At 74.4% G+C, this 24,660-nt stretch carries 28 protein-coding genes and 1 riboswitch; of the genes, 15 read left to right on the top strand and 13 right to left on the bottom strand.

What is annotated here, in order from left to right; all coding sequences use genetic code 11:
- Positions 1-9: 9 nt before the first annotated feature.
- Together ABTY40_RS12270 and ABTY40_RS12265 are read right to left on the bottom strand one after the other, a co-directional pair.
- Positions 10-1,338, bottom strand: a complete 1,329-nt coding sequence (locus tag ABTY40_RS12270) for a UDP-glucose dehydrogenase family protein (protein ID WP_352059465.1) — start codon at positions 1,336-1,338, stop codon at positions 10-12.
- Positions 1,339-1,488: 150 nt separating this feature from the next.
- Positions 1,489-1,740 carry an EF-hand domain-containing protein gene (locus tag ABTY40_RS12265; protein WP_352059463.1) on the bottom strand — a complete coding sequence of 84 codons (252 nt, stop codon included), beginning with the start codon at positions 1,738-1,740 and terminating at the stop codon, positions 1,489-1,491.
- Between the two features lie 99 nt (positions 1,741-1,839).
- A riboswitch (cobalamin riboswitch) is annotated at positions 1,840-2,041 on the top strand.
- A 66-nt stretch (positions 2,042-2,107) separates the two neighbouring features.
- On the opposite strand from ABTY40_RS12265, the gene ABTY40_RS12260 reads away from it, so the two are divergent.
- The 7 genes from ABTY40_RS12260 to ABTY40_RS12230 all read left to right on the top strand — a co-directional run bounded on the left by ABTY40_RS12260 (position 2,108) and on the right by ABTY40_RS12230 (position 9,637).
- On the top strand, positions 2,108-3,145 hold the full coding sequence (locus tag ABTY40_RS12260) for an ABC transporter substrate-binding protein (RefSeq protein WP_352059462.1): 1,038 nt from the start codon (positions 2,108-2,110) through the stop codon (positions 3,143-3,145).
- The gene (locus tag ABTY40_RS12255) at positions 3,142-4,230 is read left to right on the top strand and encodes a FecCD family ABC transporter permease (protein WP_352059461.1); all 1,089 of its coding nucleotides are present in this window, start codon (positions 3,142-3,144) and stop codon (positions 4,228-4,230) included. Before ABTY40_RS12260 ends, ABTY40_RS12255 begins: the two co-directional genes overlap by 4 nt.
- Positions 4,227-5,033: an ABC transporter ATP-binding protein gene (locus ABTY40_RS12250; RefSeq protein ID WP_352059460.1), complete on the top strand. Its 807-nt coding sequence runs from the start codon at positions 4,227-4,229 to the stop codon at positions 5,031-5,033. The genes ABTY40_RS12255 and ABTY40_RS12250 overlap by 4 nt, the downstream gene beginning before the upstream one ends.
- A gap of 205 nt (positions 5,034-5,238) precedes the next feature.
- Entirely contained in the window at positions 5,239-6,456 is a 1,218-nt protein-coding gene (locus ABTY40_RS12245; protein WP_352059459.1) for a phospholipase D-like domain-containing protein, read from the top strand.
- A 153-nt stretch (positions 6,457-6,609) separates the two neighbouring features.
- Positions 6,610-7,020, top strand: a complete 411-nt coding sequence (locus tag ABTY40_RS12240; protein ID WP_352059458.1) for a DUF4190 domain-containing protein — start codon at positions 6,610-6,612, stop codon at positions 7,018-7,020.
- Between the two features lie 189 nt (positions 7,021-7,209).
- Positions 7,210-7,893 carry a DUF305 domain-containing protein gene (locus ABTY40_RS12235; RefSeq protein WP_352059457.1) on the top strand — a complete coding sequence of 228 codons (684 nt, stop codon included), beginning with the start codon at positions 7,210-7,212 and terminating at the stop codon, positions 7,891-7,893.
- A gap of 292 nt (positions 7,894-8,185) precedes the next feature.
- Positions 8,186-9,637, top strand: coding sequence for a DEAD/DEAH box helicase (locus tag ABTY40_RS12230; protein ID WP_352059456.1), 1,452 nt, complete (start codon positions 8,186-8,188; stop codon positions 9,635-9,637).
- Between the two features lie 22 nt (positions 9,638-9,659).
- Here ABTY40_RS12230 and ABTY40_RS12225 read toward each other — a convergent pair whose 3' ends face one another.
- On the bottom strand, positions 9,660-10,172 hold the full coding sequence (locus tag ABTY40_RS12225) for a PadR family transcriptional regulator (RefSeq protein WP_352059455.1): 513 nt from the start codon (positions 10,170-10,172) through the stop codon (positions 9,660-9,662).
- A gap of 100 nt (positions 10,173-10,272) precedes the next feature.
- Here ABTY40_RS12225 and ABTY40_RS12220 point away from each other — a divergent pair, with 100 nt between their 5' ends.
- Positions 10,273-10,929 carry a cysteine hydrolase family protein gene (locus ABTY40_RS12220; RefSeq protein ID WP_352059454.1) on the top strand — a complete coding sequence of 219 codons (657 nt, stop codon included), beginning with the start codon at positions 10,273-10,275 and terminating at the stop codon, positions 10,927-10,929.
- Positions 10,930-11,052: 123 nt separating this feature from the next.
- Here the strand turns inward: ABTY40_RS12220 and ABTY40_RS12215 are convergent, their stop codons facing one another.
- A complete protein-coding gene (locus ABTY40_RS12215; RefSeq protein ID WP_352059453.1) occupies positions 11,053-11,988 on the bottom strand; it encodes an alpha/beta fold hydrolase in 936 nt (311 codons plus the stop codon).
- Between the two features lie 526 nt (positions 11,989-12,514).
- Between ABTY40_RS12215 and ABTY40_RS12210 the strand changes: the two genes are divergently transcribed.
- Both ABTY40_RS12210 and ABTY40_RS12205 read left to right on the top strand, forming a co-directional pair.
- The gene (locus ABTY40_RS12210) at positions 12,515-12,892 is read left to right on the top strand and encodes a VOC family protein (RefSeq protein ID WP_352059452.1); all 378 of its coding nucleotides are present in this window, start codon (positions 12,515-12,517) and stop codon (positions 12,890-12,892) included.
- Between the two features lie 63 nt (positions 12,893-12,955).
- Positions 12,956-13,351: a hypothetical protein gene (locus ABTY40_RS12205; RefSeq protein WP_352059451.1), complete on the top strand. Its 396-nt coding sequence runs from the start codon at positions 12,956-12,958 to the stop codon at positions 13,349-13,351.
- 22 nt (positions 13,352-13,373) lie between these two features.
- Here ABTY40_RS12205 and ABTY40_RS12200 read toward each other — a convergent pair whose 3' ends face one another.
- The 3 genes from ABTY40_RS12200 to ABTY40_RS12190 form a co-directional block, all read right to left on the bottom strand.
- Positions 13,374-14,117 (bottom strand): nucleotidyltransferase domain-containing protein, encoded by a 744-nt coding sequence (locus ABTY40_RS12200; RefSeq protein WP_352059450.1) that lies wholly within the window; start codon positions 14,115-14,117, stop codon positions 13,374-13,376.
- Between the two features lie 137 nt (positions 14,118-14,254).
- The gene (locus ABTY40_RS12195) at positions 14,255-15,853 is read right to left on the bottom strand and encodes an MFS transporter (protein ID WP_352059449.1); all 1,599 of its coding nucleotides are present in this window, start codon (positions 15,851-15,853) and stop codon (positions 14,255-14,257) included.
- A 221-nt stretch (positions 15,854-16,074) separates the two neighbouring features.
- On the bottom strand, positions 16,075-16,554 hold the full coding sequence (locus ABTY40_RS12190; RefSeq protein WP_352059448.1) for a MarR family winged helix-turn-helix transcriptional regulator: 480 nt from the start codon (positions 16,552-16,554) through the stop codon (positions 16,075-16,077).
- Positions 16,555-16,777: 223 nt separating this feature from the next.
- Between ABTY40_RS12190 and ABTY40_RS12185 the strand changes: the two genes are divergently transcribed.
- A complete protein-coding gene (locus ABTY40_RS12185; protein ID WP_352059447.1) occupies positions 16,778-17,131 on the top strand; it encodes an STAS domain-containing protein in 354 nt (117 codons plus the stop codon).
- A 7-nt stretch (positions 17,132-17,138) separates the two neighbouring features.
- Positions 17,139-17,615, top strand: coding sequence for an ATP-binding protein (locus ABTY40_RS12180; protein ID WP_345277607.1), 477 nt, complete (start codon positions 17,139-17,141; stop codon positions 17,613-17,615).
- Here the strand turns inward: ABTY40_RS12180 and ABTY40_RS12175 are convergent.
- Positions 17,575-18,528 carry a SigB/SigF/SigG family RNA polymerase sigma factor gene (locus ABTY40_RS12175; protein WP_502990559.1) on the bottom strand — a complete coding sequence of 318 codons (954 nt, stop codon included), beginning with the start codon at positions 18,526-18,528 and terminating at the stop codon, positions 17,575-17,577. The genes ABTY40_RS12180 and ABTY40_RS12175 overlap by 41 nt on opposite strands.
- Positions 18,529-18,899: 371 nt before the next feature.
- On the opposite strand from ABTY40_RS12175, the gene ABTY40_RS12170 reads away from it, so the two are divergent.
- On the top strand, positions 18,900-19,241 hold the full coding sequence (locus tag ABTY40_RS12170) for a DUF3040 domain-containing protein (RefSeq protein ID WP_352059445.1): 342 nt from the start codon (positions 18,900-18,902) through the stop codon (positions 19,239-19,241).
- 29 nt (positions 19,242-19,270) lie between these two features.
- Positions 19,271-19,594 carry a plasmid stabilization protein gene (locus tag ABTY40_RS12165; protein ID WP_352059444.1) on the top strand — a complete coding sequence of 108 codons (324 nt, stop codon included), beginning with the start codon at positions 19,271-19,273 and terminating at the stop codon, positions 19,592-19,594.
- Positions 19,595-19,702: 108 nt separating this feature from the next.
- On the opposite strand, the gene ABTY40_RS12160 is transcribed toward ABTY40_RS12165, so the two are convergent.
- The 5 genes from ABTY40_RS12160 to ABTY40_RS12140 form a co-directional block, all read right to left on the bottom strand.
- Positions 19,703-19,858: a hydrophobic protein gene (locus ABTY40_RS12160; protein WP_352059443.1), complete on the bottom strand. Its 156-nt coding sequence runs from the start codon at positions 19,856-19,858 to the stop codon at positions 19,703-19,705.
- Between the two features lie 87 nt (positions 19,859-19,945).
- Positions 19,946-21,316, bottom strand: coding sequence for a carboxyl transferase domain-containing protein (locus tag ABTY40_RS12155; protein ID WP_352059442.1), 1,371 nt, complete (start codon positions 21,314-21,316; stop codon positions 19,946-19,948).
- 200 nt (positions 21,317-21,516) lie between these two features.
- On the bottom strand, positions 21,517-21,981 hold the full coding sequence (locus ABTY40_RS12150; protein WP_352059441.1) for a DUF6114 domain-containing protein: 465 nt from the start codon (positions 21,979-21,981) through the stop codon (positions 21,517-21,519).
- 2 nt (positions 21,982-21,983) lie between these two features.
- Complete coding sequence (locus ABTY40_RS12145; protein WP_352059440.1) at positions 21,984-22,643, bottom strand: DUF6230 family protein; 660 nt, start codon at positions 22,641-22,643, stop codon at positions 21,984-21,986.
- Between the two features lie 183 nt (positions 22,644-22,826).
- Positions 22,827-23,501 carry a TetR/AcrR family transcriptional regulator gene (locus ABTY40_RS12140; RefSeq protein WP_309053044.1) on the bottom strand — a complete coding sequence of 225 codons (675 nt, stop codon included), beginning with the start codon at positions 23,499-23,501 and terminating at the stop codon, positions 22,827-22,829.
- Positions 23,502-23,987: 486 nt separating this feature from the next.
- On the opposite strand from ABTY40_RS12140, the gene ABTY40_RS12135 reads away from it, so the two are divergent.
- Positions 23,988-24,641 carry a Tat pathway signal sequence domain protein gene (locus ABTY40_RS12135; protein ID WP_352059439.1) on the top strand — a complete coding sequence of 218 codons (654 nt, stop codon included), beginning with the start codon at positions 23,988-23,990 and terminating at the stop codon, positions 24,639-24,641.
- The last annotated feature ends 19 nt before the right edge of the window (positions 24,642-24,660 follow it).

Genomic DNA, 24,660 nt, shown 5'->3' with positions numbered 1-24,660 from the left:
CGCCCCCGCTCAGGCGGCGGGTTCGGGGGCCGGGTCCTGCCGCGACGGGCGGCGGTTGCCGACGCTCCGGTAGAGCGCGGGCGTGCGGTGCAGGACCGGGGCGGGCAGGCAGTTCTTGGCGTCGAGGACGATCCGCGGCTCCGCCATCCGGGGCACCAGCTCCTCCCAGTCGGCGCCCGTCAGCTCCGGCCACGCGGTCAGCACGAGCACCGCGTGCGCGCCGGTCACCGCCGACACCAGGGAGGGGTGCGCCACCCCGCGCGGCGCGGCGCGGCGCAGGTCCTCGGCCGTCATCGCCGGGTCCCAGACCCGTACCACCGCGTCGTGCTCGTGCAGCAGCGGGATCACCGCCCGGCTCGGCGCGGCCCGCAGGTCGTCGCTCCACGGCTCGTACCGCAGCCCGAGCACGGCCACGTGCAGACCGTTCAGACGACCCCCGGCGCTCTCCAGGAGCGTCCGCACGAGCAGCCCCGGCCGGCGGACGTTGGTCTCGATCGTGGCGTCCAGGAGCGGGGTGTCGATGTTCCGCTCCCGGGCCCAGTGCGCGAGCGCGACGGTGTCCTTCGGCAGGCAGGAGTCACCGAATCCCGTCCCGGGCGTGAGCAGGGCGGGACCGATCCGGGGGTCCAGGCCGACCCCGAGGATCACGTCGTCGATGTCGAGGTCCCCGTCGGCGCAGAGCCCGGCCACCTCGTTGGCGAAGCTGATCTTCGCCGCCAGGAAGGCGTTGCTCGCGTACTTGATCATCTCCGCGCTCGCCGGGGTCGTCGTCACCCACGGGCAGCTCACCCACGCGTAGAGCTCACGGCACCGCGCGAGCGCCGCGGGAGCGTGCGTGCCCACGACGGTACGGGCCGGGGCCTGCCAGTCGTCCAGGGCCCGGCCCTGGTTGAGGAACTCGGGGTTGTACACGAACCGCTCGCGCAGGTGAGGGTGCTCCGCCAGGAGTGCGTCGCTCGTGCCGGGCGGCACCGTCGACTTGAGCACCACCAGCGGCGACCCCTCCAGCAGGGCGGCCTGCCGCACCGCCTCGCGGACGTGGGAGAGGTTGGCCGTGCCGTCGGGCGCGGGCGGCGTCCCCACGCTCAGCAGCACCGCGTCCACCGGATCGGCGGCCGTCGTCTCCTCCAGGCACCCCACGAAATCCAGCCGTCCCGTCCGCAGGACCGACGCCAGATGCTCCGCGAGCCCCGGCTCGTACACCGCCGGCTCCCCGGCCCGCAGCCGCGAGAGCCGCTCCCCGTCCTGCTCCACACCGACCACCCGGTGCCCGTGCCGCGCGAGCGCCACCGCGCCCGTCAGGCCGACGTACCCCTGCCCGATGACCGCTACCCGCATGGCACTCCTCGACGCTCGTGGGTCCCCGTCTCCCACCGAAACACAGAACGTGAGGGAGTGCCCTGTTCTGGTCACCCTCCGCCGCGCCGGGCGCCGTGGACGCGGGCGCTGCCCGCCCCGCGTCACCGGGCCCGCCTCACCGGGCCTTCGTCACCAGCCGAACCGGCGGTCCGCCCAGGTCGCGAACTCCTCGAAGGTCAGCACGCAGTCGCCGTTCTGGTCGGCCGCGTCGAAGAGGGCGGCCGAGGCGTCGACGTCCCCGATGCCCCAGAGCGGGATCACGCCCTGCGCCGCGAGGGTCGGCCCCTTCTCGCGCAGCGCGCGCATCACCTCCATCCGCGTCAGGGTGCCGTCGTGGTCGAGATCGAGCGCGTCGAAGAGAATGCGGGCCTTGTCGCTCATCGCTGTCCTGCTTCCGTGTGACCGTACGCGCCGTCCGGCCGACGCTTCCTGTCCGGAAGGACGCCCCTTCCGCCCGCCGGGTTGCCCGTGCACCCCCTGTGGTAATTTGCCCGGGCCAGTCGCACTCCGCGTGTACGTCCCGTACGCGACGAGTCAGGGAATCCGGTGGGAATCCGGAACTGACGCGCAGCGGTGAGGGTGACGGGCGGAGCATCGGCCACTGGGCGGTACGACAGGCCCGGGAAGGCGTTCCGTCCGGACGACCCCGAGTCCGAAGACCTGCTGGCGGCCCCGGCGTCGTACCGTCGCCCGGGGAGCACCGTACGACAGGCTCCGCGTATGAGCCGTGGCCGCTAAGGACGCTTCCGTGCCGCTCGCCCGCCCCGCCCGTACCGCCGCGCTGCTTCTCGCCGGCGCCCTGCTCGCCGCCGGCTGCGGGGGAGGGGGACCGGCACCCGCACCCGCGAAGGGCGCCGCCTCCGGGTATCCCGTCACCCTCGACAACTGCGGGCGCGCGCTCACCGTCGCCCGGGCACCGCGCCGGGCCGCCGCCCTCGACCAGGGATCGGCGGAGATCCTGCTCTCCCTCGGCCTGGCCGACCGCATGGTGGGCACCGCGACCTGGACCGACCCGGTCCTGAAGCAACTGGAGAAGGAGAACGCGAAGGTGCCCCGGCTCGCCGACCGGTACCCCTCCTTCGAGAAGGTCCTCGACACCGAACCCGACCTCGTCACCGCCTCCTTCCTCCACACCGTCGGCACGGGCGGCGTGGCCCCCCGGGAGCGCTTCGAGAAGCTCGGCGTGCCCGCGTACGTCTCCCCGTCCGACTGCGCCGGCAAGGACAACAGCGGCGACGGCGACGGCGTCCGCACCCGGCCGCTGACCATGGACGCCGTGTACGGCGAAGTGCGCGACCTTGCGCGGATCTTCGGCGTCCCGGAGCGCGGGGAGAAGCTCGTCGCGCAGCTCCGGGCCCGGGTCGCGAAGGCCACCGCCGGCGACGACTTCTCCGACGCCTCGGTCCTGTACTGGTTCTCCGACGCCGAGGCCCCCTACATGGCCGGCTGCTGCGGGGCGCCCGGCATCGTCAGCGAGACGCTCGGCGTGAAGAACGTCTTCGACGACACCCGCGAGGAGTGGCCGCAGATCAACTGGGAGACGGTCGCCGACCGGGACCCCGACGTCCTCGTGATCGCCGACCTGACCCGGCGGGCGCAGTCGGCCGAGAGCGCCGCCAAGAAGATCGAGTTCCTGGAGTCCCACCCCGCCACCCGGAACATGACCGCCGTGAAGCACAAGCGGTACGTGCTCCTCAGCGGCCAGGCGATGAACCCGACCATCCGGACCGTCGAGGGCGTCGAGAAGGTGGCCGCGGCCCTGCGGACGTACGGACTCGCCCGATGACGGCCCCTCCCGCCCGGACACCGGCCTCGATACCCGGCCGGGCGGCGGCGGCCTTCCGCGGCCGCCGCTGGACCCTGCCGCTCGCCGGGGCCGCCGGGCTCGCGCTGCTCTGCCTCTCCGCCGCCGCCGCGATCACCGTCGGCCCCGCCGACATCCGCGTCGGCGACGTCTGGTCCACCGTGGCCGCCCACCTCGGCGCGGGCGCCACCGAACTCTCCCCGATCCGCGACGGCATCGTGTGGAACCTGCGCCTGCCCCGTACCCTCCTCGCCGCCGTGTGCGGCGCGGGGCTGGCCGTCTGCGGGGTCGTGATGCAGTCGCTCCTGCGCAACCCGCTCGCCGACCCGTTCGTGCTCGGGGTCTCCTCCGGAGCCTCGACCGGAGCGGTCGCGGTGGTCGTCCTCGGCGCCGGCGGGGGCGCACTCTCCGTCACCGGAGGCGCCTTCGTGGGCGCGGTCAGTTCCTTCGCCCTCGTGCTCCTGCTCAGCCACACCCTCGGCGGGTCGACCGACCGGGTGGTGCTCGCCGGTGTCGCCGCCATGCAGCTGTTCTCCGCCCTCACCTCCTTCGTGGTGATGACCGCGGCCGACGCGGAGACCACCCGCGGGGTCCTCTTCTGGCTGCTCGGCTCGCTCGCCGGCGCGAGCTGGACGGACGTCGCCGTCTGCGGCGCGGTGCTGGCCGCCGCCCTGCTGCTCTGCGGCGGTCACGCGCGGACCCTCGACGCCTTCGCCTTCGGCGAGGACGCCGCCGCGGCCCTCGGCGTCGCCGTCACCCGCACCCGTCTCGTCCTCCTCACCGTCACCGCCCTGCTCACCGCCGTCCTCGTCTCCGCGGCCGGCGCCATCGGTTTCGTCGGCCTCGTCCTGCCGCACGCGGCCCGCGCGCTCGCCGGCCCCGGCCACGCCCGTCTGCTGCCCGTGACGGCCCTCGCCGGCGCGGTCTTCCTCGTCTGGGCCGACACCCTCGCCCGTACCGTCCTCGAACCCCAGGAGGTCCCCGTCGGCGTGGTCACCTCGCTGATCGGCGTCCCGGCCTTCGTCCTCGTCCTGTACCGCACCCGGAGCGCCGGGAGCGGCCGGTGACCGCGCCCGCCCGGGCGGGGGAGGGGCTACGGGCCGCGCGCGTCTCGCGCACCGCCGGCGGGACCCTCGTCCTCGACGGCGTCAGCCTCACCCCGCGCCCCGGCACGGTCACCGGCCTCCTCGGACCCAACGGCTCGGGCAAGTCCACCCTGCTGCGCCTCCTCGCCGGGGTCCTCGCCCCGGACACCGGCGTCGTCACCCTGGACGGCCGGCCGCTCGCCGGAATCGGCCGCCGGACCGTCGCCCGGCGCCTGGCCACCGTCGAGCAGCACGCCGACACCCAGGTCGACCTGACGGTCGCCGACATCGTCCGGCTCGGCCGGGTGCCCCACCGCCGCGCGTGGACGCCCGCCTCCTCCGCCGACGAGGAGGCCGTACGGTCCGCCCTCGCCCGTACGGGGCTGACCGACCGGGCCCACCGGAGCTGGCGCACCCTCTCGGGCGGCGAGCGCCAGCGCGTCCAGATCGCCCGGGCCCTCGCTCAGGACCCCCGCGAGCTGCTGCTCGACGAACCCACCAACCACCTGGACATCCAGCACCAGCTCGACCTGTTGTCCCTGGTCGCGAGCCTGCGGCTGACCAGCGTGATCGCCCTGCACGACCTGAACCTGGCCGCCCTGTACTGCGACCGGCTCGTCGTCCTGAAGGAGGGCCGGGTGGTGGCCTCCGGTGAACCGGCCCACGTCCTCACGGAGGCACTGATCGCCGACGTGTACGGCGTCCGCGCGGCCGTCACCCGGCCCGATCCGGCGGGTCCTCCCCACATCCGCTTCCTCGGCACGCTGACGTCCCGGGCGGACTGATGTCCCCGTCGGACCGACGTCCCGGGCGGACCGGCACCGGGCCCGGCGGACGCCCGGCGCGCCCGTGTCCGGCGGTTTACCCGGGCGGCCCGCGGAAAGGGGCTGGTGGCAGGCGTGGAGCCGGGACCGGGGGGTCGGTACAGTCGGCTCGCCCCGACGGTAGCCGGACGTACGGGGCGACCTCCTCCGACCGGCAGGGGTAGCCATGACCAGTACATCCAGCACACCGGACGCGACCGCCGAGACCGACGCCGCCCCGGCCTCCCTGGCCGGGCGCGCCCAGCGGATGCGGCGGCGCCTGGAGCGCCTGATCGGCATCGCCGCCACCGAGGGGAACGCGCTGCGCGCCCTGCGCAACGGCGACGAGATCTTCCCGGCGATGCTCGACAGCATCCGCACGGCCCGGCACACGGTGGACATGATGACGTTCGTGTACTGGCGGGGCGACATAGCCCGGCAGTTCGCCGAGGCGCTGGCCGACCGGGCCCGCAGCGGTGTGCGGGTGCGCCTGCTCCTGGACGGGTTCGGCAGCCGGCTCATCGAGCAGGACCTGCTGGACCTCATGGACCGGGCCGGCGCCGAGGTCGCGTGGTTCCGCAAACCCCTGCTCCTCTCCCCGCTGAAGCAGAACCACCGCTGCCACCGCAAGGCGCTGATCGTGGACGAGTCCGTGGCCTACACCGGCGGGGTCGGCATAGCGGAGGAGTGGTGCGGCGACGCCCGCGACGAGAGCGAGTGGCGCGACACGCACGTCCAGGTGCGGGGCCCGGCGGTGGACGGCATCGCGGCCGCCTTCGCGCAGAACTGGGCGGAATGCCACGACGTCCTGTTCGACACGCGCGACCGCTTCACCGAGCACGAGCCGCAGGGCGATGCCGTCGTGCAGGTGGTCCGCGGCTCGGCCAGCCTGGGCTGGCAGGACATGCAGACCCTCATCCGGGTCATGCTCGAATCCGCCGAGCACCGCTTCCGCCTCGCCACCGCCTACTTCGCGCCCGACACCTACTTCGTCGACCTGCTGTGCGCGACGGCCCGCCGGGGCGTCGACGTGGAGATCCTGCTGCCGGGACCGCACACCGACAAGCGGGTCTGCCAGCTCGCGGGACGGCGCTTCTACGAGGACCTCCTCGCGTGCGGCGTCCGGATCTTCGAGTACCAGCCGACGATGATGCACGCCAAGATCATCACGGTGGACGGGGTGGCCGCGCTGGTCGGGTCGACCAACTTCAACCGCCGCTCGCTCGACCACGACGAGGAGGTCATGCTGGCCGTCCTCGACGAGGACTTCACCGCCACCCTGGACGGTCACTTCGACGAGGACCTTCAGGCCTGCGAGCGGATCCGCGCCGGGCGCTGGAAGAAACGATCCGTCTTCCACCGCGCCCAGGAGGCGGCGGTCCTGCCCATCCGCCGCTTCCTGTGACCGCACGGGGCACGGCGGGCCGTGCCCCGCACGCCGCGCGCCGGTGGGGAGGCCGGCGGTACGGCGTGTGAACCGGCAAGGCGTTGCCCGGCCACTTCGGGGCAAGAGGGGCCGTACGACGAATCGTTGGCACCGACCCCAGAGACGAGCGTGATGACGTTGTCCTTCTCCTCGCCCACCCAGCCCCACGACCACGCCCAGCACTCCGGAGGCACGAAGCACACCAACGGCATGGCCATCGCCGCGCTGGTCCTCGGCATCGTGGCGCTCGTCCTCTTCTGGACCGTCTTCGGCGGCATCGTGCTGGGCCTGGCCGCCGTCGTCCTCGGCATCATCGGCGCACGCAGGGCGAGAGGCGGCCGGGCGCCGCACGGCAAGATGTCGGTCGTCGGCGCGGTGCTGGGCGCGCTGGCCGTGATCGTCTCCGTCGTGATCCTCGCGATCGGCGCGTCCGTCCTCGGCTCGAACGAGTACAAGAACTTCGACGAGTGCGTCCGGGACGCCACGACGCAGAGCGAACGCCAGGCCTGCGAGCAGGACTTCGAGCGGGACATGAACGACTGACCCCTCACGGGCTCCGGGGCCGGGCCGGGAGCCGGTCCTCCCCCGGCGGCCGTCCCCCACCCGGGGGCCGCCGGACGGGGGAGGAACCGAGGTGATCGAGTGGCATCCGTTCGGCCGAGTTTTCGGCGTGCGGCGCGCGGCCACACGTCACTGTCGGATCCATCCCGCCCGTCGTCCCCTGGAGGACCCTTGACCAAGCACCCCACGCGGCGCCGCGCCGCCGTCGCGGTCGTCGCCACCGCGCTCTCCCTCGCCCTCGCCCCGGCCTCGCTCGCCGCCGCCGACCCGGCGCCCCAGGGCACGGCGAACACGGCGTCGCAGGGCCTGAAGCCGCTGGCGACGTCCCCGGCCGCGTACGAACTGGGCGAGGAACTCGCCGAACTCTCGGGCAAGGAGCTCGAGATCACCTACCTGGCCGCGATCATCCCGCACCACCGGAGCGCCGTCGAGATGGCGGAGCTGGAACTGCGACGCGGCGCCGACGCCCGCGTCCGCGCCGCTGCCGAGGACATCCTCGCGGGCCAGCGGCTCCAGCTGGTGGAGCTCACCCGCCGCCTGCACCAGTGGTACGGACTCACGCCGAAGCAGGCACGGGATAAGGCGCCTGAGGAGGCGCGCGAGGAGATCGACGCGCTGGCGAGCGACACGCGTGCCCGCGTCGAGGAGCTGCGCCGCACGCCCGCCGGGAAGGGGTTCGACACCGCCTTCGTACGCCGCGTGATCCCCCACCACTCGGCCGGCATCGTGCAGTCCCTCGAGGCCCAGGCCCGCGCGGCCCACCCGGAGCTGCGCGAGGCCGCGAGGACGGCCATCAGCGCCCAGCAGGCCGAGATCGACGACTTCCGCGCCTGGCTCGCCGGCCACAAGAAGTAGCGCCTCCCGCCACGGCGCGCCCCCACCCGGTGCGGGGGGGGGCGCGCCGTGCGCTGTGTGTGGGGGGAGGAGGACCCGGGTCACGGCCCGCAGCGGCACTCCCGCGCCTTCTCGTACGCCCGTCCCGCCCCCGGCGAGCGGGGGACGGGAACAACGGGGGAGACATCACCGCCGACAGCCGCGGCCCGTTCCCAGGCGCTCCCGCCCGCCCGGGGTCCGGTTTTCGTATGATTCAAGGGCTCGGATCGTGGCGGAGACACCGCCGTCCACCGGGTCCGACAGGAAGGCCCCCATGAACCGCTCGGCCCCCACCGGCGACGCCCGTCGTCCGGCCCCGCCCGCCGCCTCCGCCGCCACCCCGGGGGAGGAGCGGCCGGAGCCGGCGGCCGCGCTGCCGGCGGCCGAGACCTTCGAGGATGCGGGCCTGCCCGCCGCCCTCCTGACGGCGCTCGCCGAGCAGGGCGTCACGCGCCCCTTCCCGATCCAGGCCGCCACCCTCCCCAGCGCCCTCGCCGGACGCGACGTCCTGGGCCGTGGCCGGACCGGCTCGGGCAAGACGCTCGCCTTCGGCCTTCCGCTGCTGGCGCGCACCGCGGGCCGCCGCGCCGACGCCAAGCGGCCCCGGGCCCTGGTCCTCGTCCCCACCCGTGAGCTGGCCCAGCAGGTGACCGAGGCGCTCACCCCGTACGCCACGGCGCTCGGGCTGCGTCTCGCCGCCGTCGTCGGCGGACTGCCGATCGGCCGCCAGGCCACCGCTCTGCGGGCCGGCGCGGAGGTGCTCGTCGCCACCCCCGGCCGCCTCGCGGACCTCGTCGGACGGCGGGACTGCCACCTCGACCGGGTGGAGGTCACCGTCCTGGACGAGGCCGACCGCATGGCGGACCTGGGCTTCCTGCCGCAGGTCACCGAACTGCTCGACCTGGTGCCGTCCCGCGGACAGCGCATGCTGTTCTCCGCCACGCTCGACGAGGACGTGGACCTGCTCGTCCACCGTTACCTGGACGACCCGGTGGTCCACTCGGTCGACCCGTCGGCCGGGGCCGTCGACACGATGGAGCACCACGTCCTGGAGGTCCGGGCGCCCGACAAGTTCGCCGCCGCCACGGAGATCGCCGCCCGCGACGGCCGGGTGATCATGTTCCTCCACACCAAGCACTCCGTCGACCGCTTCACCCGGCACCTCGCGGGCAGCGGCATCCGGGCCGCGGCCCTGCACGGGGGCAAGTCGCAGCCGCAGCGCACCGACACCCTGGAGCGCTTCAGGACCGGAGCCGTCACGGTCCTCGTCGCCACCGACGTGGCCGCGCGCGGCCTCCACGTCGAGGACATCGACCTCGTCGTCAACGTCGACCCGCCCACCGACCCCAAGGACTACCTGCACCGCGCCGGCCGCACCGCCCGCGCCGGCCGCTCGGGCACGGTCGTCACCCTGGCCCTCCCCGAGCAGCGCAAGGACCTGGCCGGGCTGCTGGCGGACGCGGGTGTCCGCGCCCGCGTCACCCCGGTCCGCTCCGGCGAGTCCGCGCTCGCCCGCATCACCGGCGCCCGCACCCCGCCGGGCGAACCCGTCCCCGGCGCGGCCCCCGCCACCCCGGAACGCGCCCGGCGCGGCGGCGCCGCCTTCCGCGGCATCGGCACCGTCCCGGGCCGCCCCGGCCGCGCCCGCAACGAGTCCCGCCGCGCCGCGGAGGCCCGCAGGACGGCGGAGGCCCGCAAGGCGGCCAAGGCCCGGCGGAAGGGCTAGAGCGGGGAGCCACCCGGTCCCCTCAGCCCAGTACCTCCCGCAGCCAGGACCGTTCCGCCCGGCTGGTCGCGCGGGCGATGAGGAGCATGCCCCGGTGGTAGGGGTCGGTGGTGTCCTCGGCGCGCAGGGGGCGGTCGCCGTCGTGGAAGAAGCTGGTCTCCTGCCGCAGGAACTCCAGGCGCCGGCGCAGCACCGCGTGCTGCTCGGCCACGTCGGGGAGGTGGGAGAGGAAGGCCAGGACGGTGAAGAAACGGCTGCTGTCGCTGATGTCCAGGCCGTCCGCGTCCCTGAGCCGGCGCAGAAGTTCGGCGCGTCCGGCGGCGGTCAGGCTCAGGGTGTGCCGATGGGCGGCCGAGGCGCCCGGTTCCGCCCGGCGATCCAGCAGCCCGGCCTTCACCAGCCGGTTGAGCGCCGGGTAGAGACTGCCGTCGCTGACCGGCCGGACGTGGCCGGACAGCCCCGCGAGCTTCCGCCGCAACTCGTAGCCGTGCAGGGGCCCTTCGGCCAGAAAACCCAGAATCGCCAGTTCGAGCATGCTGCTAGCCTGCCACATCGAATCGAGGTACCTCGAATCGAGGTATCCCGTATGCCGGGCCGCGCCGTCACGGTGCCCCGGCCCGAGATGAGGAGGCGGGATGACGTACACCGAGGAATGGGTGACCGCGCGGGCCTGTGAGGCGTACGAACACGGCCGGGCGACGTTCGAGGTGCGGGCCGAGCGCTCCGCGCTCCTGGTCGTCGACATGCAGGACGAGTTCGTCCGGCCTGGCTGGAGTCCCTTCTGGGTGCCCGCCGCGACCCGCATGGCACCGCGACTGGGGCGGCTGGTGGAGGTGTGCAGGACCGCGGGCGTCCCGGTGATCTGGACCCTCTTCGACGACACGCATCTCGGCCTGGACCGGCCGAAGGCCCTGGCCCACCTGCCCCACGCCGACACCGACTGGCGCCGCCCCGGCGAGTCCGAGGTGTGGGGCCCCCTGGGCCGCCGTCCCGACGAGGTCCTGATCCGCAAGCCCTCGTACGGCGCGTTCCACGACACCCCGCTCGACACGGTGCTGCGCAATCTCGGCCGGGACACGGTCGTCGTCACCGGGACGCTCACCAACTACTGCTGCGGCACCACGGCCCGTCAGGCCTACGAGCGCGGCTACCAGGTCGTGTTCGGTTCCGACGTCACCGCCACCGACGACGAGGCGCGGCAGGAGCATGAACTCGCCGTCCTGCGGAAGGGTTTCGCGCTCGTCCTGACCGCCGAGGAGATCGCGGACCGGCTCGCCCCCGCCCGCCCCTGACGGGCGCGGGCCCGCGGACGCACCCGTCACCACACCCGGCGCCGTACGGACACGGGGCGGACCCCGTCGTACCGCGCCGGATGTCCCGCCCGGCCGCCCGTGCGGCGCCGGGCGGCCGTCGGCTCAGGCGGCGGCCGTGTGGCGCAGGATCTCGTCGGCCAGGCGGCCGTCCAGGGCCGCCGGCAGGCTGTGCCCGAGGCCCTCGACCACCACGAGCCGGGCCCCGGGGATCGCCGCGGCCGTCGCCTCGGCGTGCGGCAGCGGGTACATGGGGTCCTCCGTGCCGTGCAGCACCAGTGTCGGGGCGGAAATCCGTGCCAGGTCCCGTACGGTCAGTTCCTCCGGCGCGGCCCCGGCGAGCGTGTGGTTCAGCCCTGCCCGCAGATCCCGCGCCCGCGCGTGCACCCGCTCCTCCATCGCCCGGTACTCCCGCTCGTCGAACGGCAGCACCGGCCCGTGCAGCACCCGCCAGAGCGGCAGCCGCGAGACGGCGTACGCCTCACGGGACAGCTCGGGATCCGGCAGCGTCGACGCGAGCACCGCCAGCAACTCCGGCCTCGGCGGCGGCAGTTCACCGTCGAGCGGTGGCTCGCCCGCGAGTGCGCGCCGGACCTGCTCCGAGGTGTTCGTGCCGAGCGGCTGGGAGGAGAGGCTCGTCAGGCTCAGGACCCGTTCCGGCCGCGTCACGGCGAGCCGCTGGGCGATCACCCCGCCGAGGGAGGCGCCCACCAGATGCGCCCGCCCGATGCCGAACGCGTCCAGGACGGCCGGCGCGTCCAGGGCCATGTCCGCGACCGTGTAGGGCCGGGAGGCGTAGTCCACCGTGGACGAGCGCCCGGTGTCGCGGTGGTCGTACCGGACGACCCTGCGGCCCCCGTCCACCAGACGCCGGACGATGCCGTCGTTCCACTGGGTGCCCTGCGCCTGCGCGCCCATCACCAGCAGGACGGCCGGGTGCGACGGGTTCCCGAACTCCTCGGCCCACAACTCCAGTTCGCCGACGCGCACGGTCCGTTCGCGTCCGCCGAGCGCTCCGTCCCTTAATGCGTTCCTGTTCATGACATGGGAACGTATCCCACGGGGCGGGTCCGACCGTGGGTGAGGATCTGTGGTGTTCGACTCCCCGCACACACCCCGGGATTGACAGGCGTACTGATCAAGGATAGAAACGCCGACAGCGTCGCGGTGCACCCGGCAAAGAGACCGCCGAGGGCATGGAGGCGCGGAACCCAGGGATCCACCTTGGTGACAGTCCACGAACTCGACGTCCCGTCCGGCCCGCGCCGGAGCGACGCACCGCGCCCGTCCCGGGGCGCCTCCCGCCCGAACGGCGCTCCCCCGTGCGCCCCGTGGCCCTTCCCCTCGCCCGCGCGGCCTCGTCCCGGAACGCTCGCGTCCCGCGCACCGCGCCCCCGTCCCACCCACGCCCCCGCGCCCTGAGCCACCGGCGCGCGCCCGTACGTCCGCCCCGTGCCGTCCACTCCGGCCCGTGGGGCCCCGACGCGCGGCGCGCGGCCGTCCGGCCCGCGCGACCGACGCGGCCCCCTGGCCCGTCGGACCCCACCTCCGAACGAAAGGCCCCCCTGTGCCCGTGTCCTTCGACCACACCATCATCGTGTCCAAGAACCGTGAGGAGTCCGCCCGCTTCTTCCGCGACCTCCTCGAACGCCCCGCCGCCCCCTCCTGGGGTCCGTTCCTCAACGTCCAGCTGGACGACGGCACGCTGCTGCAGTTCGCCGAACCGCCCGTCGAGGAGGTCCAGATGCAGCACTACGCCTTCCTCGTCGACGATGATCTCTTCGACCGCGCCTACGCCCGCCTCCGCGAGCGAGGCGTCGAGCACTGGGCCGACCCGCAGATGACCCGGCCCGGCGAGACCAACACCGGACACGGCGGCCGGGGCGTCTACTTCAAGGATCCGGCCGGCCACGCCATCGAACTCCTCACCCGCCCGTACCTGTGACCACCACGCGGGCCGGGGCCCGGCGGGGGAACCGCCGGGCCCCGGCCCGCGTCCCTTCACGGCGTGAGCGACCACCCGGGCGACCCCCTCATCGACGGCCCGCACGACCCTTTGGACGACGAGGACGGCACCCTGGCCGAGAGTTCCGCCGGCTGCGCCTGGGCGGTCGTCGGCCTGGCGGCCGCGTCGGCCGTCGCGCTGCCCCGGGCCGCGTACAGCATCGAGGGCGGTTTCGAGTCCCACGCGCGGGACTGGAGCGTCATCCTCTTCGAACTGCCGCTCGTCCTGCTCGCCGGTTCCGCCCTGCCGCCGCTCATCTGGACGGCGGCCCGGCGGCGGCTGCCGGGCTGGGCCGCAGGGCTCGTCTGTATGGCGGCGCTCGCCCTCGGCCTGTGGGGCCTGACCCTGGTGTGGCATCCGCGCCAGGAGCCCGATCCCGGGTACGGCCCCGGCATCTGACCGGAGCGCGGCCCCGGAGCGCTCAGCGGCGTGCGGCGGTCACGGCGCCGGGGGAGACGTGCCACGTACGGCGGTAGCCCTCACGCAGCGGGCCGCCGACCAGCGCGAGGACATCGGTGGCCGCGGCGGCCAGCGGCGCAGGGTCGTCCGCGGCGCACAGCCGGGCATGACCGTCGAGAAGCGCGCCGCCCAGCTTCGGGTCGGCCGCCAGCAGCCTCCGGGGCCGCCACTTGCCGGCGCCGAGCCACGCCCCGCGGTGGTCGGACAGCAGATCGGCGGCACCGCCGAGAACGACCTCCGCGACCGCGAGCCGCTCGAAGCGGTCGCGCGCGTCACCGAGGTCGTCCAGGGCGTCCGACAGGCCGTACCGCTTCGTCTCGACCATGTCAGGGGCGAGCGCGCGGGGCCCGGCGAGAAGATCCGCCACGGCGAACGCGCGCGCGGCCCGCGCCGCACCGTCCCGGTCGACGAGGACCGCGCCGTCCGCGTACATGCTCTGCAGCGTCCCGCGCCGCGACTCCACGTCCGCCGCGAACAGCTCCGCGAGCCCGGTCCGTGTGTGCACGAACAGCTCCACGAGCCGTCCCTCGAACCGGATCGTCTCCCGGTACGTCTCCCCGCCCTCCTCCACCAGCACCGCCAGGTCCAGGTCGCTGGTGGCCGTGGCCCGGCCGGCGGAGGCCGATCCGGCGAGGATCACGGACAGGGCGTCGGGGAAGCGGGCGCCCGCGAGGCGGCGGGCCTGCCCGACCGGGTCGTCGATCATGATCCCAGCCTGGCACAGGCCCCCGGCCGGCGACGAGCCGTTTGCCCGGGCCGATCTCCGGGGCCGCCGTCCCGGGCGGTCCGGGGGGCCCGAAGCCGCCGGTCCGGGGCGCGGGAAGCCAGCCGAGGTCCGCCGCGTCAGTTGCCCGGCGTCGCCCGGCCGGTGCGGGCGAGGCCGGCCGCCGCCGTCGCGGCGCCGATGAGGCAGAGGACGCCGGTGACGAGGGCCGCCGTGTGGACACCGTTCATGAAGGCCTGGTGGCTGCCCGAGACGACGGCCCGGGCGAGGGCGTCCGGCATGCCCGGGGAGACGGGGGCGACGCCCATCGCGACCGCGTCCCGGGCGTGCAGCAGTTCGGCCGCCGGGCCCGCGGGCACGCCCGCGGCGGCGAGTTCGCCGGTGAGCGTGGCGCCGACGCGCCCGCCGATCAGCGACACCAGCACCGACGTGCCGAGCGCGCCGCCGATCTGCAGGGCCGTGGCCTGGAGCCCGCCGGCCACACCGGCGTCCTGGACCGGCGCCCGGCCCACGATCGCGTCGGAGGAGGCCGCGAGGACCATGCCGACGCCGAGCCCGAGCGCCACGAACGGCGGCCACATCGCCCCGTACGGGGAAGCGGTGTCCCAGGCCGCCATCCCGAACGCGGCCGCCGCCTGGAGCAGCATGCCCAGCGGCATGGTGAGCCGCGGCCCGAACCGTCCCGTGAGCAGCGCCCCCAGGGGCGAGGCGGCCAGGGACGCCAGACTCAGCGGCAGGGTGCGGACGCCGGCGTCGACGGGGGAGAGGCCCCGGACGTTCTGCAGGTACAGCATCACGAAGAAGATGACACCGAGCAGGACGAAGAAGTTCAGGGCCGTGACGACCGTGCCCGTGGTCAGCGCACGGTCCCGGAACAGCCGCATCGGGAGCAGCGGCTGGTCGATCCGGGCCTCGTACACGCCGAAGCCGACGAGGAGCACCAGGCCGGCCGCGAGGCAGCCGAGCGTGCCCGCCGAGGACCAGCCCCACGTCTCGCCCTTCACGACGCCGAGGACCAGGAGCAGCAGCGCCACCGCGAGGAGCAGGACACCGGGGACGTCGAAGCGGCGCCCCGTGCCCTCGGAGCGGGCCTGCGGGAGGACGAGGGCGCCGAACAGCAGCGCCACGATCCCGATCGGGGCGTTGATGAAGAAGACGGACTCCCAGGAGACCCGCTCGACCAGCACGCCGCCGGCGATCGGGCCGAGGGCGGTGGAGACGGCCGAGACCATGGCCCAGATGCCGACGGCCGTGCCGAACCGGCGGGGCGGGAAGGCCGCCCGGAGCAGGCCGAGGGTGTTGGGCATGAGCAGGCCGCCGAAGAGACCCTGGGCGGCACGGAAGACGATCACGCCCTCGATGGAGCCGGACACGCCGATGGCGACGGAGGCGAGGGTGAAGCCGGCGACGCCGGCGAGGTAGAAGGTGCGGCGGCCGAACCGGTCGCCGAGCTTGCCGCCGAGGATGAGGGAGGCGGCGAGCGCCAGCAGGTAGGAGTTGGTGACCCACTGGAGATCGGCGGTGGAGGCCGAGAGGTCCCGCCCGATCGCGGGGTTGGCGATCGCCACGACGGACGCGTCGAGCTGCACCATGAACAGACCGAACGCGACGGCGGCCAGCGTGAGCCAGGGGTTGGCCCGGAGGGACCGGCGCGCGGGGTTCCCGGGCGGTGGGGCGGACGAGGGCAGGGCGGAACGATCCACGGTGGTGGACGACATGGAGATGCCTTGTCTGTGCGGGGGAACACGGGGAACAACGGAGAGGAGGGACCCGGCAAACCGGGTCCTGGAGAAGGGGGCCGAAAAGGGGGCCTGCCGTAGGAAGCGCCGCCCTCCGGGAAACCCGCACCTGCCGCTACTCCGAACGAGTGAAGCGGGCGTGTGGGGAGTGGTGGCCGGCGCCGTCCGGTGGCACGCGCGCGCGAGCGCGCGGCCGCGGGCTACTCGGCCGGGGAGGCGGGGCGCAGGTGGCGCGTGAGCGAGGTCAGCGCGCCCACGGCGGAGCCCAGCGCGTCCCGCTCGCCGTCGGTGAGGAACTGCAGCGCCAGCGTGAGGTGCTCGCGCTGGAGGCGGTGCACCTCGGCCAGCTCCCCGCGCGCTTTCGCCGTCGGGTGGAGGTGCGCGATCCGCTTGTCGGCGGGGTCCTGGCGGCGTTCCAGCAGGCCCCGCTCGGTGAGCTGTGAGACGAGCGTGCTGACGTTGTTCGCCCGCATGAGGAGCGCGTCGGCGGCCTGGCGGACGGTGATCCCCTCCTGGCGCGCGACGAGGGTCAGCAGGGCGATCTGCGCTTCGGACGGCTTGGGGAGCCCCAGGTCCTGGCCGACGCGGCGGTCGAGAGCCCGGTTCAGCGCGGGCAGGCAGACGGCGAGCGCGGAGGCGACGCGGTCGGGGTCCTGGCCGGACGCGGAGGTGGCGGGCATGGCCCGATAGTAGGTCTCACTGAATAGGTATGTCAAAAGAGGTTTTCGAATGTGTCGCAAACGGGTTCACTGAGGGCATGAGAGAGCCATGGGAAGTGCAGCGGTGAAGGAACCGGTGGAGCACACGGGACCGGGGGGACCGGCGGACGGCGACGGCGTGGAGCCCGGCCGGAGCGGCGTGCCGGTGGAGCCCCCCACGCCCCCCGACGCGGACCGTTTCCACGTGGAGATCGTCGGGACCGGCCCCGCGCGGAAAGAGGGGACGGTTGTTCTGGCCCCTGTGGGGGAACTCGATTACGACACCGTGGCACCGTTCCTCGCGGCGCTGGAGGCGCACGCCGGGGCGGAGCGGGTCGTGGTGGACTGCTCGCGGCTTCTGTTCTGTGACTCCACGGGACTGAACGCCCTGTTGCGGGCACGCTCGCGCGTGCTGCCGGCGGGCGGTCGTCTGGACCTCGCGGGGCTGCGCCCTCCGGTGGACCGGATGTTCGAGATCACGGGTGCCCGGACAGTCTTCCGGGTGTACGAGGACGTCGGCGAGGCGCTCGCCGACGCGCGGCCGGGTGACCGGCCCTGAAGGAGCCATGGTGGTGGAGGGAGAGATGGGCGAGGTCGCGGAGGGTGGACCACAGGTGCGCCGGCTGATCCTGTCGGGAACCGGCAGGGTGGTCTCGCGCTGCCGCGGCTTCACCGCCGACGCCCTGGCCGACTGGGGGTGGATCCCTCCGGACAGCGAGCCGGCGGGGGAGCGGATCGAGGACGTCCTGCTCCTCGTGTCCGAGATAGTCACCAACGCGTGTCTGCACGCGGGCGGGCCCGAGGAACTGGTGCTGCGGCACGCCCACGGCGTGCTGCGGGTGGAGGTCAGCGACCGCAGCCCGGAGCCCCCGCGCAGACAGGCCCCCCGGTCACCCGCCCTGCCGGGTGGTCACGGGCTGATACTGCTGGACCGCCTCGCGGGCGACTGGGGGACCGAGGCCCGTCCGAACGGGGGCGTCGGCAAGGTCGTCTGGCTGGAGATCAGCCTTCCGGAACGTCCTCGCTGGCACCGTCCTCGGTGAGGCCCTCCCGCAGCTCCGCGAGGATCCGGGAGAGCAGCCGGGACACATGCATCTGGGAGAGGCCGATCCGCTTGCCGATCTCCGCCTGGGTGAGCTCCTCGCCGAAACGGAGCGAGAGGATCTGGCGGTCCCGGTCGTCCAGCCGGGCGATGAGCGGCTTCAGCGACTCCAGGCACTCGATCAGCTCGTAGGCGGGCTCCGCCTCGGCGACCTGGCGCCCGCCGGCACCGGAGCCGGACGAGGAGTCGTCGCCGGTGGGGGCGTCGAGGGAGCGGGCCGCGTATCCGTTGGCCGCGAGCTCTCCCTCCGCCACGCTCTCCTCGCTGAGGTGCAGCTGCTCGGCCAGCTCGGCGCGCGTGGGGTGGTGGCCCAGCCGCTGCTCCAGGGCGTCCAGGGCCTTCGCCACGTCGATGCGCAGCTCCTGGAGCCGGCGTGGGACGCGCACCGCCCAGCTGGTGTCACGGAAGAACCGTTTCATCTCGCCGACGACCGTCGGCAGCGCGAAGGTCGAGAACTCGATGCCGCGGCTCGGGTCGAACCGGTCGATCGCCTTGATCAGGCCGATGGTGCCCACCTGGATGATGTCCTCCATCGGCTCCGCGCGGTTCCGGAAGCGCCGGGCGGCGAACTTCACCAGGCTGAGGTTCAGCTCCACGAGGGTGTTGCGCACGTAAGCGAACTCCGGGGTGCCCTCGTCCAGCTCGCCCAGCCGCTGGAACAGGGCGACGGAGAGGGTCTGCGCGTCGTCCGTGGAGACGGCCGTCGGCCGTTCCGGCTCGGGCAGCCCGTCGAGCGCCGCCCGGCGCGTCGCCGGGTCCGGCGCGCGGGGGTCCGCGGCCGGCCGGCCGGTGGGGGCGGGGTGGTCGATCGCCGGGCGGTCGGGGGCGGGGTGCTGCGTACGGACGGTTTCCATGATCACGCGTTCGGTCGTCGGACGGTGGGTGGTCGTGCGGTCGCTAGTGGTGGACATGGGGCTCCTTCGACGGGGGGCGGGCGGTGGGCCTGCGCCGCGCCGGTGGGTGACGGCGGCGGGGGTCCGTCGGTCGAGCGTCCTGGGGAAAGGATTCCCGTAATTGCCTGCTTTGACACGATTTAACACGAAGCGGGATCGCGCATCCCGGGGTGCTCCGCACCCGCCCCGCCCACCCCTGTCCGGCGGTACCCGGCCCGCCCGGGCCGGGTACCGCCCGGGCATGTCTGAGCCGCCCGCGAGCGGGTAGCCGCCCGGTCGAGGGACCCGGCCGTCCGGCGGACCGGCTGCCGGACCGGGAGGAGGTGTTCGCGATGGACGACGTGCGGCTCTCCCCGCGAGAACGGCGCATCCTGGCGGAGATCGAGGAGGAGCTCGGCCGCGACGAACCGCTCGCGCGCCGGCTCGGAACGGCGCCCGGCGGCCTCCGGTTGCCGGATCAGCCCGCCCCCGGTACGTATCGGCTGCGGCCCGCCCTGGCGCTCGCGGCGCTCGGCGCGGCCACCCTCGCCCTGCTCGTGCTCGCCGTCACCACCGAGGCACCGGTCCTGATCTGGGCCTTCGCCGCCGCCTGGGTCCTCACCCTGGTGGTGCTGCTCCGGCTGGTCGTCCGCTGGTCACGGCGCCGGGCGGGGGACCCGCGTACACCCGGATGAACCACGACCGACCCTGGAGAGGAACCGACATGCCCCGTGGATCGAGCCCCAAACGGGAACGGCAGTACGAGCACATCAAGGACAGCGCCCGGAAGCGGGGCGAGAGCGAGAAGCGCTCCGAGGAGATCGCCGCGCGCACCGTGAACAAGGAACGCGCCCGCTCGGGGGAGTCGAAGACCGCGAGCAAGAGCTCGACGGAGGACATGTCCTCCTCGCGGCGGGGCGGCAAGCGTTCGCACAGCGGCTCCGAGGGGCCGACGTACGACCAGCTGTACGCCGAGGCGCAGCGCCGCAACGTGCACGGCCGGTCCTCGATGAACAAGGCGGAGCTCAAGCGCTCGCTCGACAAGTGACCGTCCGGCCGCCGGCCGCCCGCGCGCGGAAGGGCCCCCGTCCCGGAGACGTCCGGGACGGGGGCCGTGGAGGTGGGGACCGGCGGTGGCGCCGCCGCGGAGGGTCGTTCACCAGCGGTACCAGCGGGAGCCGCTGCCCCGCATGAGGAAGCCGAGGAGCCACAGCACGAGCACCGCGATGGCCACGTACCAGAGCACCTCGAGGGCGAAACCGGCACCGAACAGAACGAGGACGATCAGCAGGACGAGGAGAAGGGGAACCATCGGGGCCTCCTTGTGCCTCCGGGACCGTTCGGCCGGTGGATCACGGCCGGGCTCCCGGCTCCCCGCACCTGCCCCGTCCACCGCGGATCATGCGCCGCCGGAGCGGATCGGACCGGTGGAGTCCGGCGGCCCGACGACTCCGCGGACGATCCCCAGCTCCAGCAGATCACCGGGGCGCAGCCGGAGCTGGTCGGCGGTGGTCCCGCTCTCCTCCGGCGCCCGCTTCAGGATGGCGGCGGCCGCCTCGGGGGCGATGACGGAGAAGTAACTGTCCGGGGTGGCCCAGGTGTTGCCGGGCGCGGCCAGGGCGAGCGCCCCGCCGGAGCCGCCCTCGCCGACGAGCAGCGCCGTGACCGGAACCCGGGCGGTCGCCACGGCGCCGAACAGGTCCGCGATGGCCGGTCCCGCGCCGTCCCGTTCCGCGGCCGGGTCGTTGGCGGCGCCCGGGGTGTCGATCAGCGTCAGGACCGGGACGCCCAGCCGGTCGGCCAGCCGGACGAGCCGCGCGGCGGTACGGAAACCGGCCGGGCGGGTGGCCGTGCCGAGCTGCGCGGCGTAGGCCACCGTACGGCCGTCCGGGCGCCGGCCGAAGCCGCAGAGCATGCCGGGGTCCGTGCCGCCGCAGCGGTCACCGGAGATCTCCTCGCGCGAGGTGAAGAAGGCCGCGAGATAGCGGTCGGCCCGTGGCCGGTCGGGGTGACGGGCCCGTGCCACGGCCTCCCGCCCCGATCCGGCGGGCGCCCGCGGCACGCCCAGGGCGGGCGGGGGCGGCACGGGGCCGTCGGCGGGACGGGTGAGCAGCGTCAGCCACCGGCCGAGGGTGCCGGCCAGGGCCTCGGGCGGTACGACGGCGTCGACGTGGCCGTGGGCGAACTGCGCCTCCGCGGTGTACGCCGCGGGGTCGGCGCCCGGCGGCCGGACGCGGGAGCCGGCGAAGCCGACCTGGGCGCCCGGGAGGGCGAGGACGATGTCGGACCCGGCGCCGAGGGTCGCCCAGCCGCCGCCCGTGGTCGGGTCCCGCAGCACGGCGATCTGGGGCAGGCCGGCGGCCCGGGTGCGGGCCGACTCCCCGGCGAGTCGCTGGAGCTGGAGCAGCGCCCGCATGCCCTCGTGCATCCGGCTCCCGCCGGTGGCGAGGAGGACGACCACCGGCAGCCGGTGGTCACGGGCGTAGGCGTGCGCGGCGGCGGCCCGGGCCCCGGTCCGCTCGCCGATCGACCCGCCGAGGAACCGGAACTCGAACGAGATCAGGACCACCGGCACCCCGCCGACCGTGCCCGTGCCGCACACCACCGACTCCGACTCGCCGGTCCGCCCGGCCGCGCGCGCGTGGGCCGCACCGTAGCCGGGCCAGCCGATCGGACCGTCACCGGCCAGCGGGCCCTCGGTGGCGGGGAAGGCGGCGAAGTCGCCGGTGACGAGGGCGAGTGCCTCGCGGGCCGTCAGCGGGTCGGTCATGCGGGCCTCGTCACTCGTCGTTCGTCGGGCTGCCGGGGTGCGGGGTGCTCATCGTTCGAGGTGCCGCTCCCACCGTACCGCCCGGTCCGTACCGCCTCCCGCCCGCCTCAAGGCCCGCTCCAGCCGGTCTCCAGCGCCTCTCCCGCCCGCCTTCCGTGCGGGGGCGGACGGGAGCACGGCGCCGCCGGGTCTCCGCGCGGTCAGGGACCGTTCGGGGTCACCGGTACGGCTCCGGCGGCGGGCTCCGGCGCGGTGGGGGCGTCCCGGCGCGCTCGGGGCCCGAACAGGCGGCGGGTCCGGGCGGGCCGGTCCGGCACCCAGCCGAAGGCGAGGGAGCTGCCGATCAGCCCGAGCATCATGCCGATGAAGAAACCGCCCAGGTTGGAGGTGAGCCAGGTGCCCAGGGAGGCCAGCACGCCGACGACCGAGTAGAACAGCCGCTGGCGCGGGTTGAGGACGACGAGCAGGCCGCAGACCACCATGAGCAGCGGCAGGACGTAGCCCACGAGGCTGTCCGCCCCCGCCGCCAGGATCACGGAGATGCTGGCCCGCTGGCTGAGCAGGATCTCGACGCCGCCCAGGGCCAGGGCGAGGCCGGCGCCGAACGGCCGCCGGTGCCGCCAGCGCCGGAAGGCCCGCCAGGGGTGCCGACGGCCGGACGCCACGCTCAGCAGCCCTTCGAGCTGAAGCGCATGTGCAGGTCGGGCAGGGTGAACCGGACGGCGGTCGTCGCGTAGTTCTTCTGCCGCAGATCCTTGAGCTTCACGGTGTCCGCCTGCTGGCCGAAGACGCCCAGGGGGCCCTTGACCGGAGGCTTCTCGAAGGTGCTGGCGTCGCCGCCGATCTCGATGTTGTCGAAGTCGGCGACCTTGCCGGAGATCTCGGTGGAGTCGGTGGTCAGGCCCGAGGCCTTGACCGGGGTGCCCTTGTTCCCCGCCGTGATGTGCAGGAAGGTGCCGCCGAGCTCCACGCTCTGGCAGAGGTTGGTGAGTTCCGCCTCCCGGATCGCGGTCACGATGGTGAGGATCTGCCCGCCGGTGTCGCCGGCGTTGGGGCTGCCCTCGGGCATGTTGTCGATGGCTCCGAACTGCCCGAACCCCCTTCCCTCCAGACGGTCGGCGGTGACCACGAACGGCATGCCGGAGATCGCGAACTGGGCGGCGAGCGCCCCTTGCGCGGTCAGGACGACGAGCGCGGCGGCGGCGGTGAGGGCGGGGACACCCATCAGGGCGGCGCGCCGGAACCGGACCCCGCCGCGTCTCGCGGAGGCGTCCGCGGGAGAGGGGGTGGGCGTGGGGTCGGGGCTGGTGCCTTCGGACAGGGCCATGCGGTGCTCCTGACATGAGTGAGGAAACAGACCTGCGCGGCTACGTCCTGGCGCGGACGGTCCCCCACCCGCCCGGGTCTTCCTCGACGTGCAGGGAGGCAGACGTGCCGCAGGGAACCGTCGCGACCGTACGACGTAGGTTACCGGCGGGTCAACTCCCGTGCACGGGGCGACTTCTGACGATCAAGCAGGAGTGAACGGAGCCACCACGACATGGACCAGGCTGTCCAGGAGCCGGGGCAGCTCCGCCGTCCGGCCCTCGTCCACCGCGCGGTGGACCGCCGCGTGCACGGCGCCGACCACGGTGTCCACCAGCTCGCCCCGCGGAACCCACGGCGGCCCCGGCGGGGCGTCGACGAAGAACCGTCGAAAACTGGCCAGAAGTTCCGCCCGCGCCCGGCGCCCCGCGGGCCCCACCGACTCCACCTCCACGACCATCGTGGCGAAGGCGGGCGCCTGCGCGAGGACGGTCAGCAGCACCCGCAGCCCGGCCCGGACCGCCGCGGGCCAGTCCGAGGCGCCGCCCTCCTCGCCGTACGCGCGTTCCATCGCCCGCACCACCACTTGCGTGCCGCCCCGGAACGCGGCCAGGACGGCGTCCTCCTTGCCGGAGAACAGCTCGTAGAAGACCGGACGGGTCACCCCGGCCGCCCGGCAGATGTCACTGATCCGCGCTCCCGCGTAGCCGTTCGCGGCGACCGTGCGGGCCACCCCGTCGAGGAGCCGCTCCCGCTGCCGCGAGGCCACCTGCTCGGGCGTGAGCCGGCGCGGGCCGGGGCGCAGCGAGCGCTCCGGTTCGCGTCCCGAGCGGGCCCCCGGGAGGACGAGTTCCTCCTCGGCACCGCGAGCGCTCGTCATCGGCCACATCCTTCCGGGGTTGTTGACGTCACATACTCGACAGGATTACAACCCTCGTGGGTTTTCCTCTCGAACCACTCGATGCTCCAGGTGCTCCGGACGGCCGCTCGCCGCAGGGCAGCGCGCTTCGCCCGTGGGCACCGCACCCGAGTATCACGCTCCCGCACAGCGCGCGAACACCGCTGCCGGACATCCGTGGCGCCGGATCCGTTCCGGTGGCGGCCGCGCACCAGCCCGTACCACCGCGTACCGCCGTACTCCACCCGTACCGCTCGTACCGCCGTACATCCCCGCACACCTTCGCGTACCCCCCCGCGACCTCGCACGCCCCGCGTGCCCCCACCGCGCTGGGCCGTGCCTCCGCGCGCCCGGGACCGGCCGGCTCCCCGGCAGACCCCGGCGCACCGCGCATCCCCCGTACTCCCCCCGAGTACCCACACGCACCGCCGAGTTCCGCACACCCCCACCTCCATGGAAGGAACCCCCATGCACCAGCGCGCACTCCTCGCCACCGTCGGTCTCGCCGTCGCCGCCACCCTGGCCACCGCCACCCAGGCGGGTGCCTCCGGCAGCGTCCTCACCACCGGCTCCTCCAGCGGCCCGTCCGTCGCCGTCGGCGACGTCCTGACCGCCTCGCTGGTCTCCGGCACCAAGGCGCGGATCGCCACCACGCAGGGCGGCACCAGCGGCATCACCTGCAGCAGCTCCGGCTTCAGCGCCACCGTCACCGCCAACCCGGCCGCGCCCGGCACCGCCACCGAGACGCTCACCGCTCACACGCTCAGCACCTGCACCACCAACATCACCGGTGCCACGGGCGTCCAGAGCATCACGGTCAACAACCTGCCCTACAACACCGCCGTCACTTCCGGCGGTTCGCTCAGCGTGACGGCCGGCAGCACGGGCCCGATCCAGACCACGCTCAGGATCAGCACGATCCTCGGCCCGATCACCTGTGTGTACCGGGCGACCGGCCTCACGGCCGCGCCGTCCAACACCGACAACTCCCTCACCTTCACCGACCAGCTGTTCACCAAGGCCAGCGGCCCCGGCACCTGCCCGGCCAACGGCTACTTCTCCGCGAAGTACGGCCCCGTCGTCGACACGACCCAGGGCGGAGCGGCCGTCTTCGTGAACTGAGCGAAAGGGTCCGCCCCTC

It is taken from the genome of Streptomyces sp. NPDC126503, assembly GCF_040302405.1.
Taxonomy (GTDB): Bacteria; Actinomycetota; Actinomycetes; order Streptomycetales; family Streptomycetaceae; genus Streptomyces; species Streptomyces gulbargensis.
The sequence above is the reverse complement of the archived record's forward strand: the minus strand, read 5'-3'. Positions and strand labels throughout refer to the sequence as shown.

Excerpts from the sequence above, each read along its gene's own strand:
- ABTY40_RS12270 (WP_352059465.1), bottom strand. The coding sequence starts at position 1,338 with ATGCGGGTAGCGGTCATCGGGCAGGGGTACGTCGGCCTGACGGGCGCG.
- ABTY40_RS12265 (WP_352059463.1), bottom strand. The coding sequence starts at position 1,740 with ATGAGCGACAAGGCCCGCATTCTCTTCGACGCGCTCGATCTCGACCAC.
- ABTY40_RS12255 (WP_352059461.1), top strand. The coding sequence starts at position 3,142 with ATGACGGCCCCTCCCGCCCGGACACCGGCCTCGATACCCGGCCGGGCG.
- ABTY40_RS12245 (WP_352059459.1), top strand. The coding sequence starts at position 5,239 with ATGACCAGTACATCCAGCACACCGGACGCGACCGCCGAGACCGACGCC.
- ABTY40_RS12240 (WP_352059458.1), top strand. The coding sequence starts at position 6,610 with ATGACGTTGTCCTTCTCCTCGCCCACCCAGCCCCACGACCACGCCCAG.
- ABTY40_RS12230 (WP_352059456.1), top strand. The coding sequence starts at position 8,186 with ATGAACCGCTCGGCCCCCACCGGCGACGCCCGTCGTCCGGCCCCGCCC.
- ABTY40_RS12225 (WP_352059455.1), bottom strand. The coding sequence starts at position 10,172 with ATGCTCGAACTGGCGATTCTGGGTTTTCTGGCCGAAGGGCCCCTGCAC.
- ABTY40_RS12220 (WP_352059454.1), top strand. The coding sequence starts at position 10,273 with ATGACGTACACCGAGGAATGGGTGACCGCGCGGGCCTGTGAGGCGTAC.
- ABTY40_RS12215 (WP_352059453.1), bottom strand. The coding sequence starts at position 11,988 with ATGAACAGGAACGCATTAAGGGACGGAGCGCTCGGCGGACGCGAACGG.
- ABTY40_RS12200 (WP_352059450.1), bottom strand. The coding sequence starts at position 14,117 with ATGATCGACGACCCGGTCGGGCAGGCCCGCCGCCTCGCGGGCGCCCGC.
- ABTY40_RS12195 (WP_352059449.1), bottom strand. The coding sequence starts at position 15,853 with ATGTCGTCCACCACCGTGGATCGTTCCGCCCTGCCCTCGTCCGCCCCA.
- ABTY40_RS12190 (WP_352059448.1), bottom strand. The coding sequence starts at position 16,554 with ATGCCCGCCACCTCCGCGTCCGGCCAGGACCCCGACCGCGTCGCCTCC.
- ABTY40_RS12180 (WP_345277607.1), top strand. The coding sequence starts at position 17,139 with ATGGTGGTGGAGGGAGAGATGGGCGAGGTCGCGGAGGGTGGACCACAG.
- ABTY40_RS12175 (WP_502990559.1), bottom strand. The coding sequence starts at position 18,528 with ATGGAAACCGTCCGTACGCAGCACCCCGCCCCCGACCGCCCGGCGATC.
- ABTY40_RS12170 (WP_352059445.1), top strand. The coding sequence starts at position 18,900 with ATGGACGACGTGCGGCTCTCCCCGCGAGAACGGCGCATCCTGGCGGAG.
- ABTY40_RS12165 (WP_352059444.1), top strand. The coding sequence starts at position 19,271 with ATGCCCCGTGGATCGAGCCCCAAACGGGAACGGCAGTACGAGCACATC.
- ABTY40_RS12160 (WP_352059443.1), bottom strand. The coding sequence starts at position 19,858 with ATGGTTCCCCTTCTCCTCGTCCTGCTGATCGTCCTCGTTCTGTTCGGT.
- ABTY40_RS12155 (WP_352059442.1), bottom strand. The coding sequence starts at position 21,316 with ATGACCGACCCGCTGACGGCCCGCGAGGCACTCGCCCTCGTCACCGGC.
- ABTY40_RS12145 (WP_352059440.1), bottom strand. The coding sequence starts at position 22,643 with ATGGCCCTGTCCGAAGGCACCAGCCCCGACCCCACGCCCACCCCCTCT.
- ABTY40_RS12140 (WP_309053044.1), bottom strand. The coding sequence starts at position 23,501 with ATGACGAGCGCTCGCGGTGCCGAGGAGGAACTCGTCCTCCCGGGGGCC.
- ABTY40_RS12135 (WP_352059439.1), top strand. The coding sequence starts at position 23,988 with ATGCACCAGCGCGCACTCCTCGCCACCGTCGGTCTCGCCGTCGCCGCC.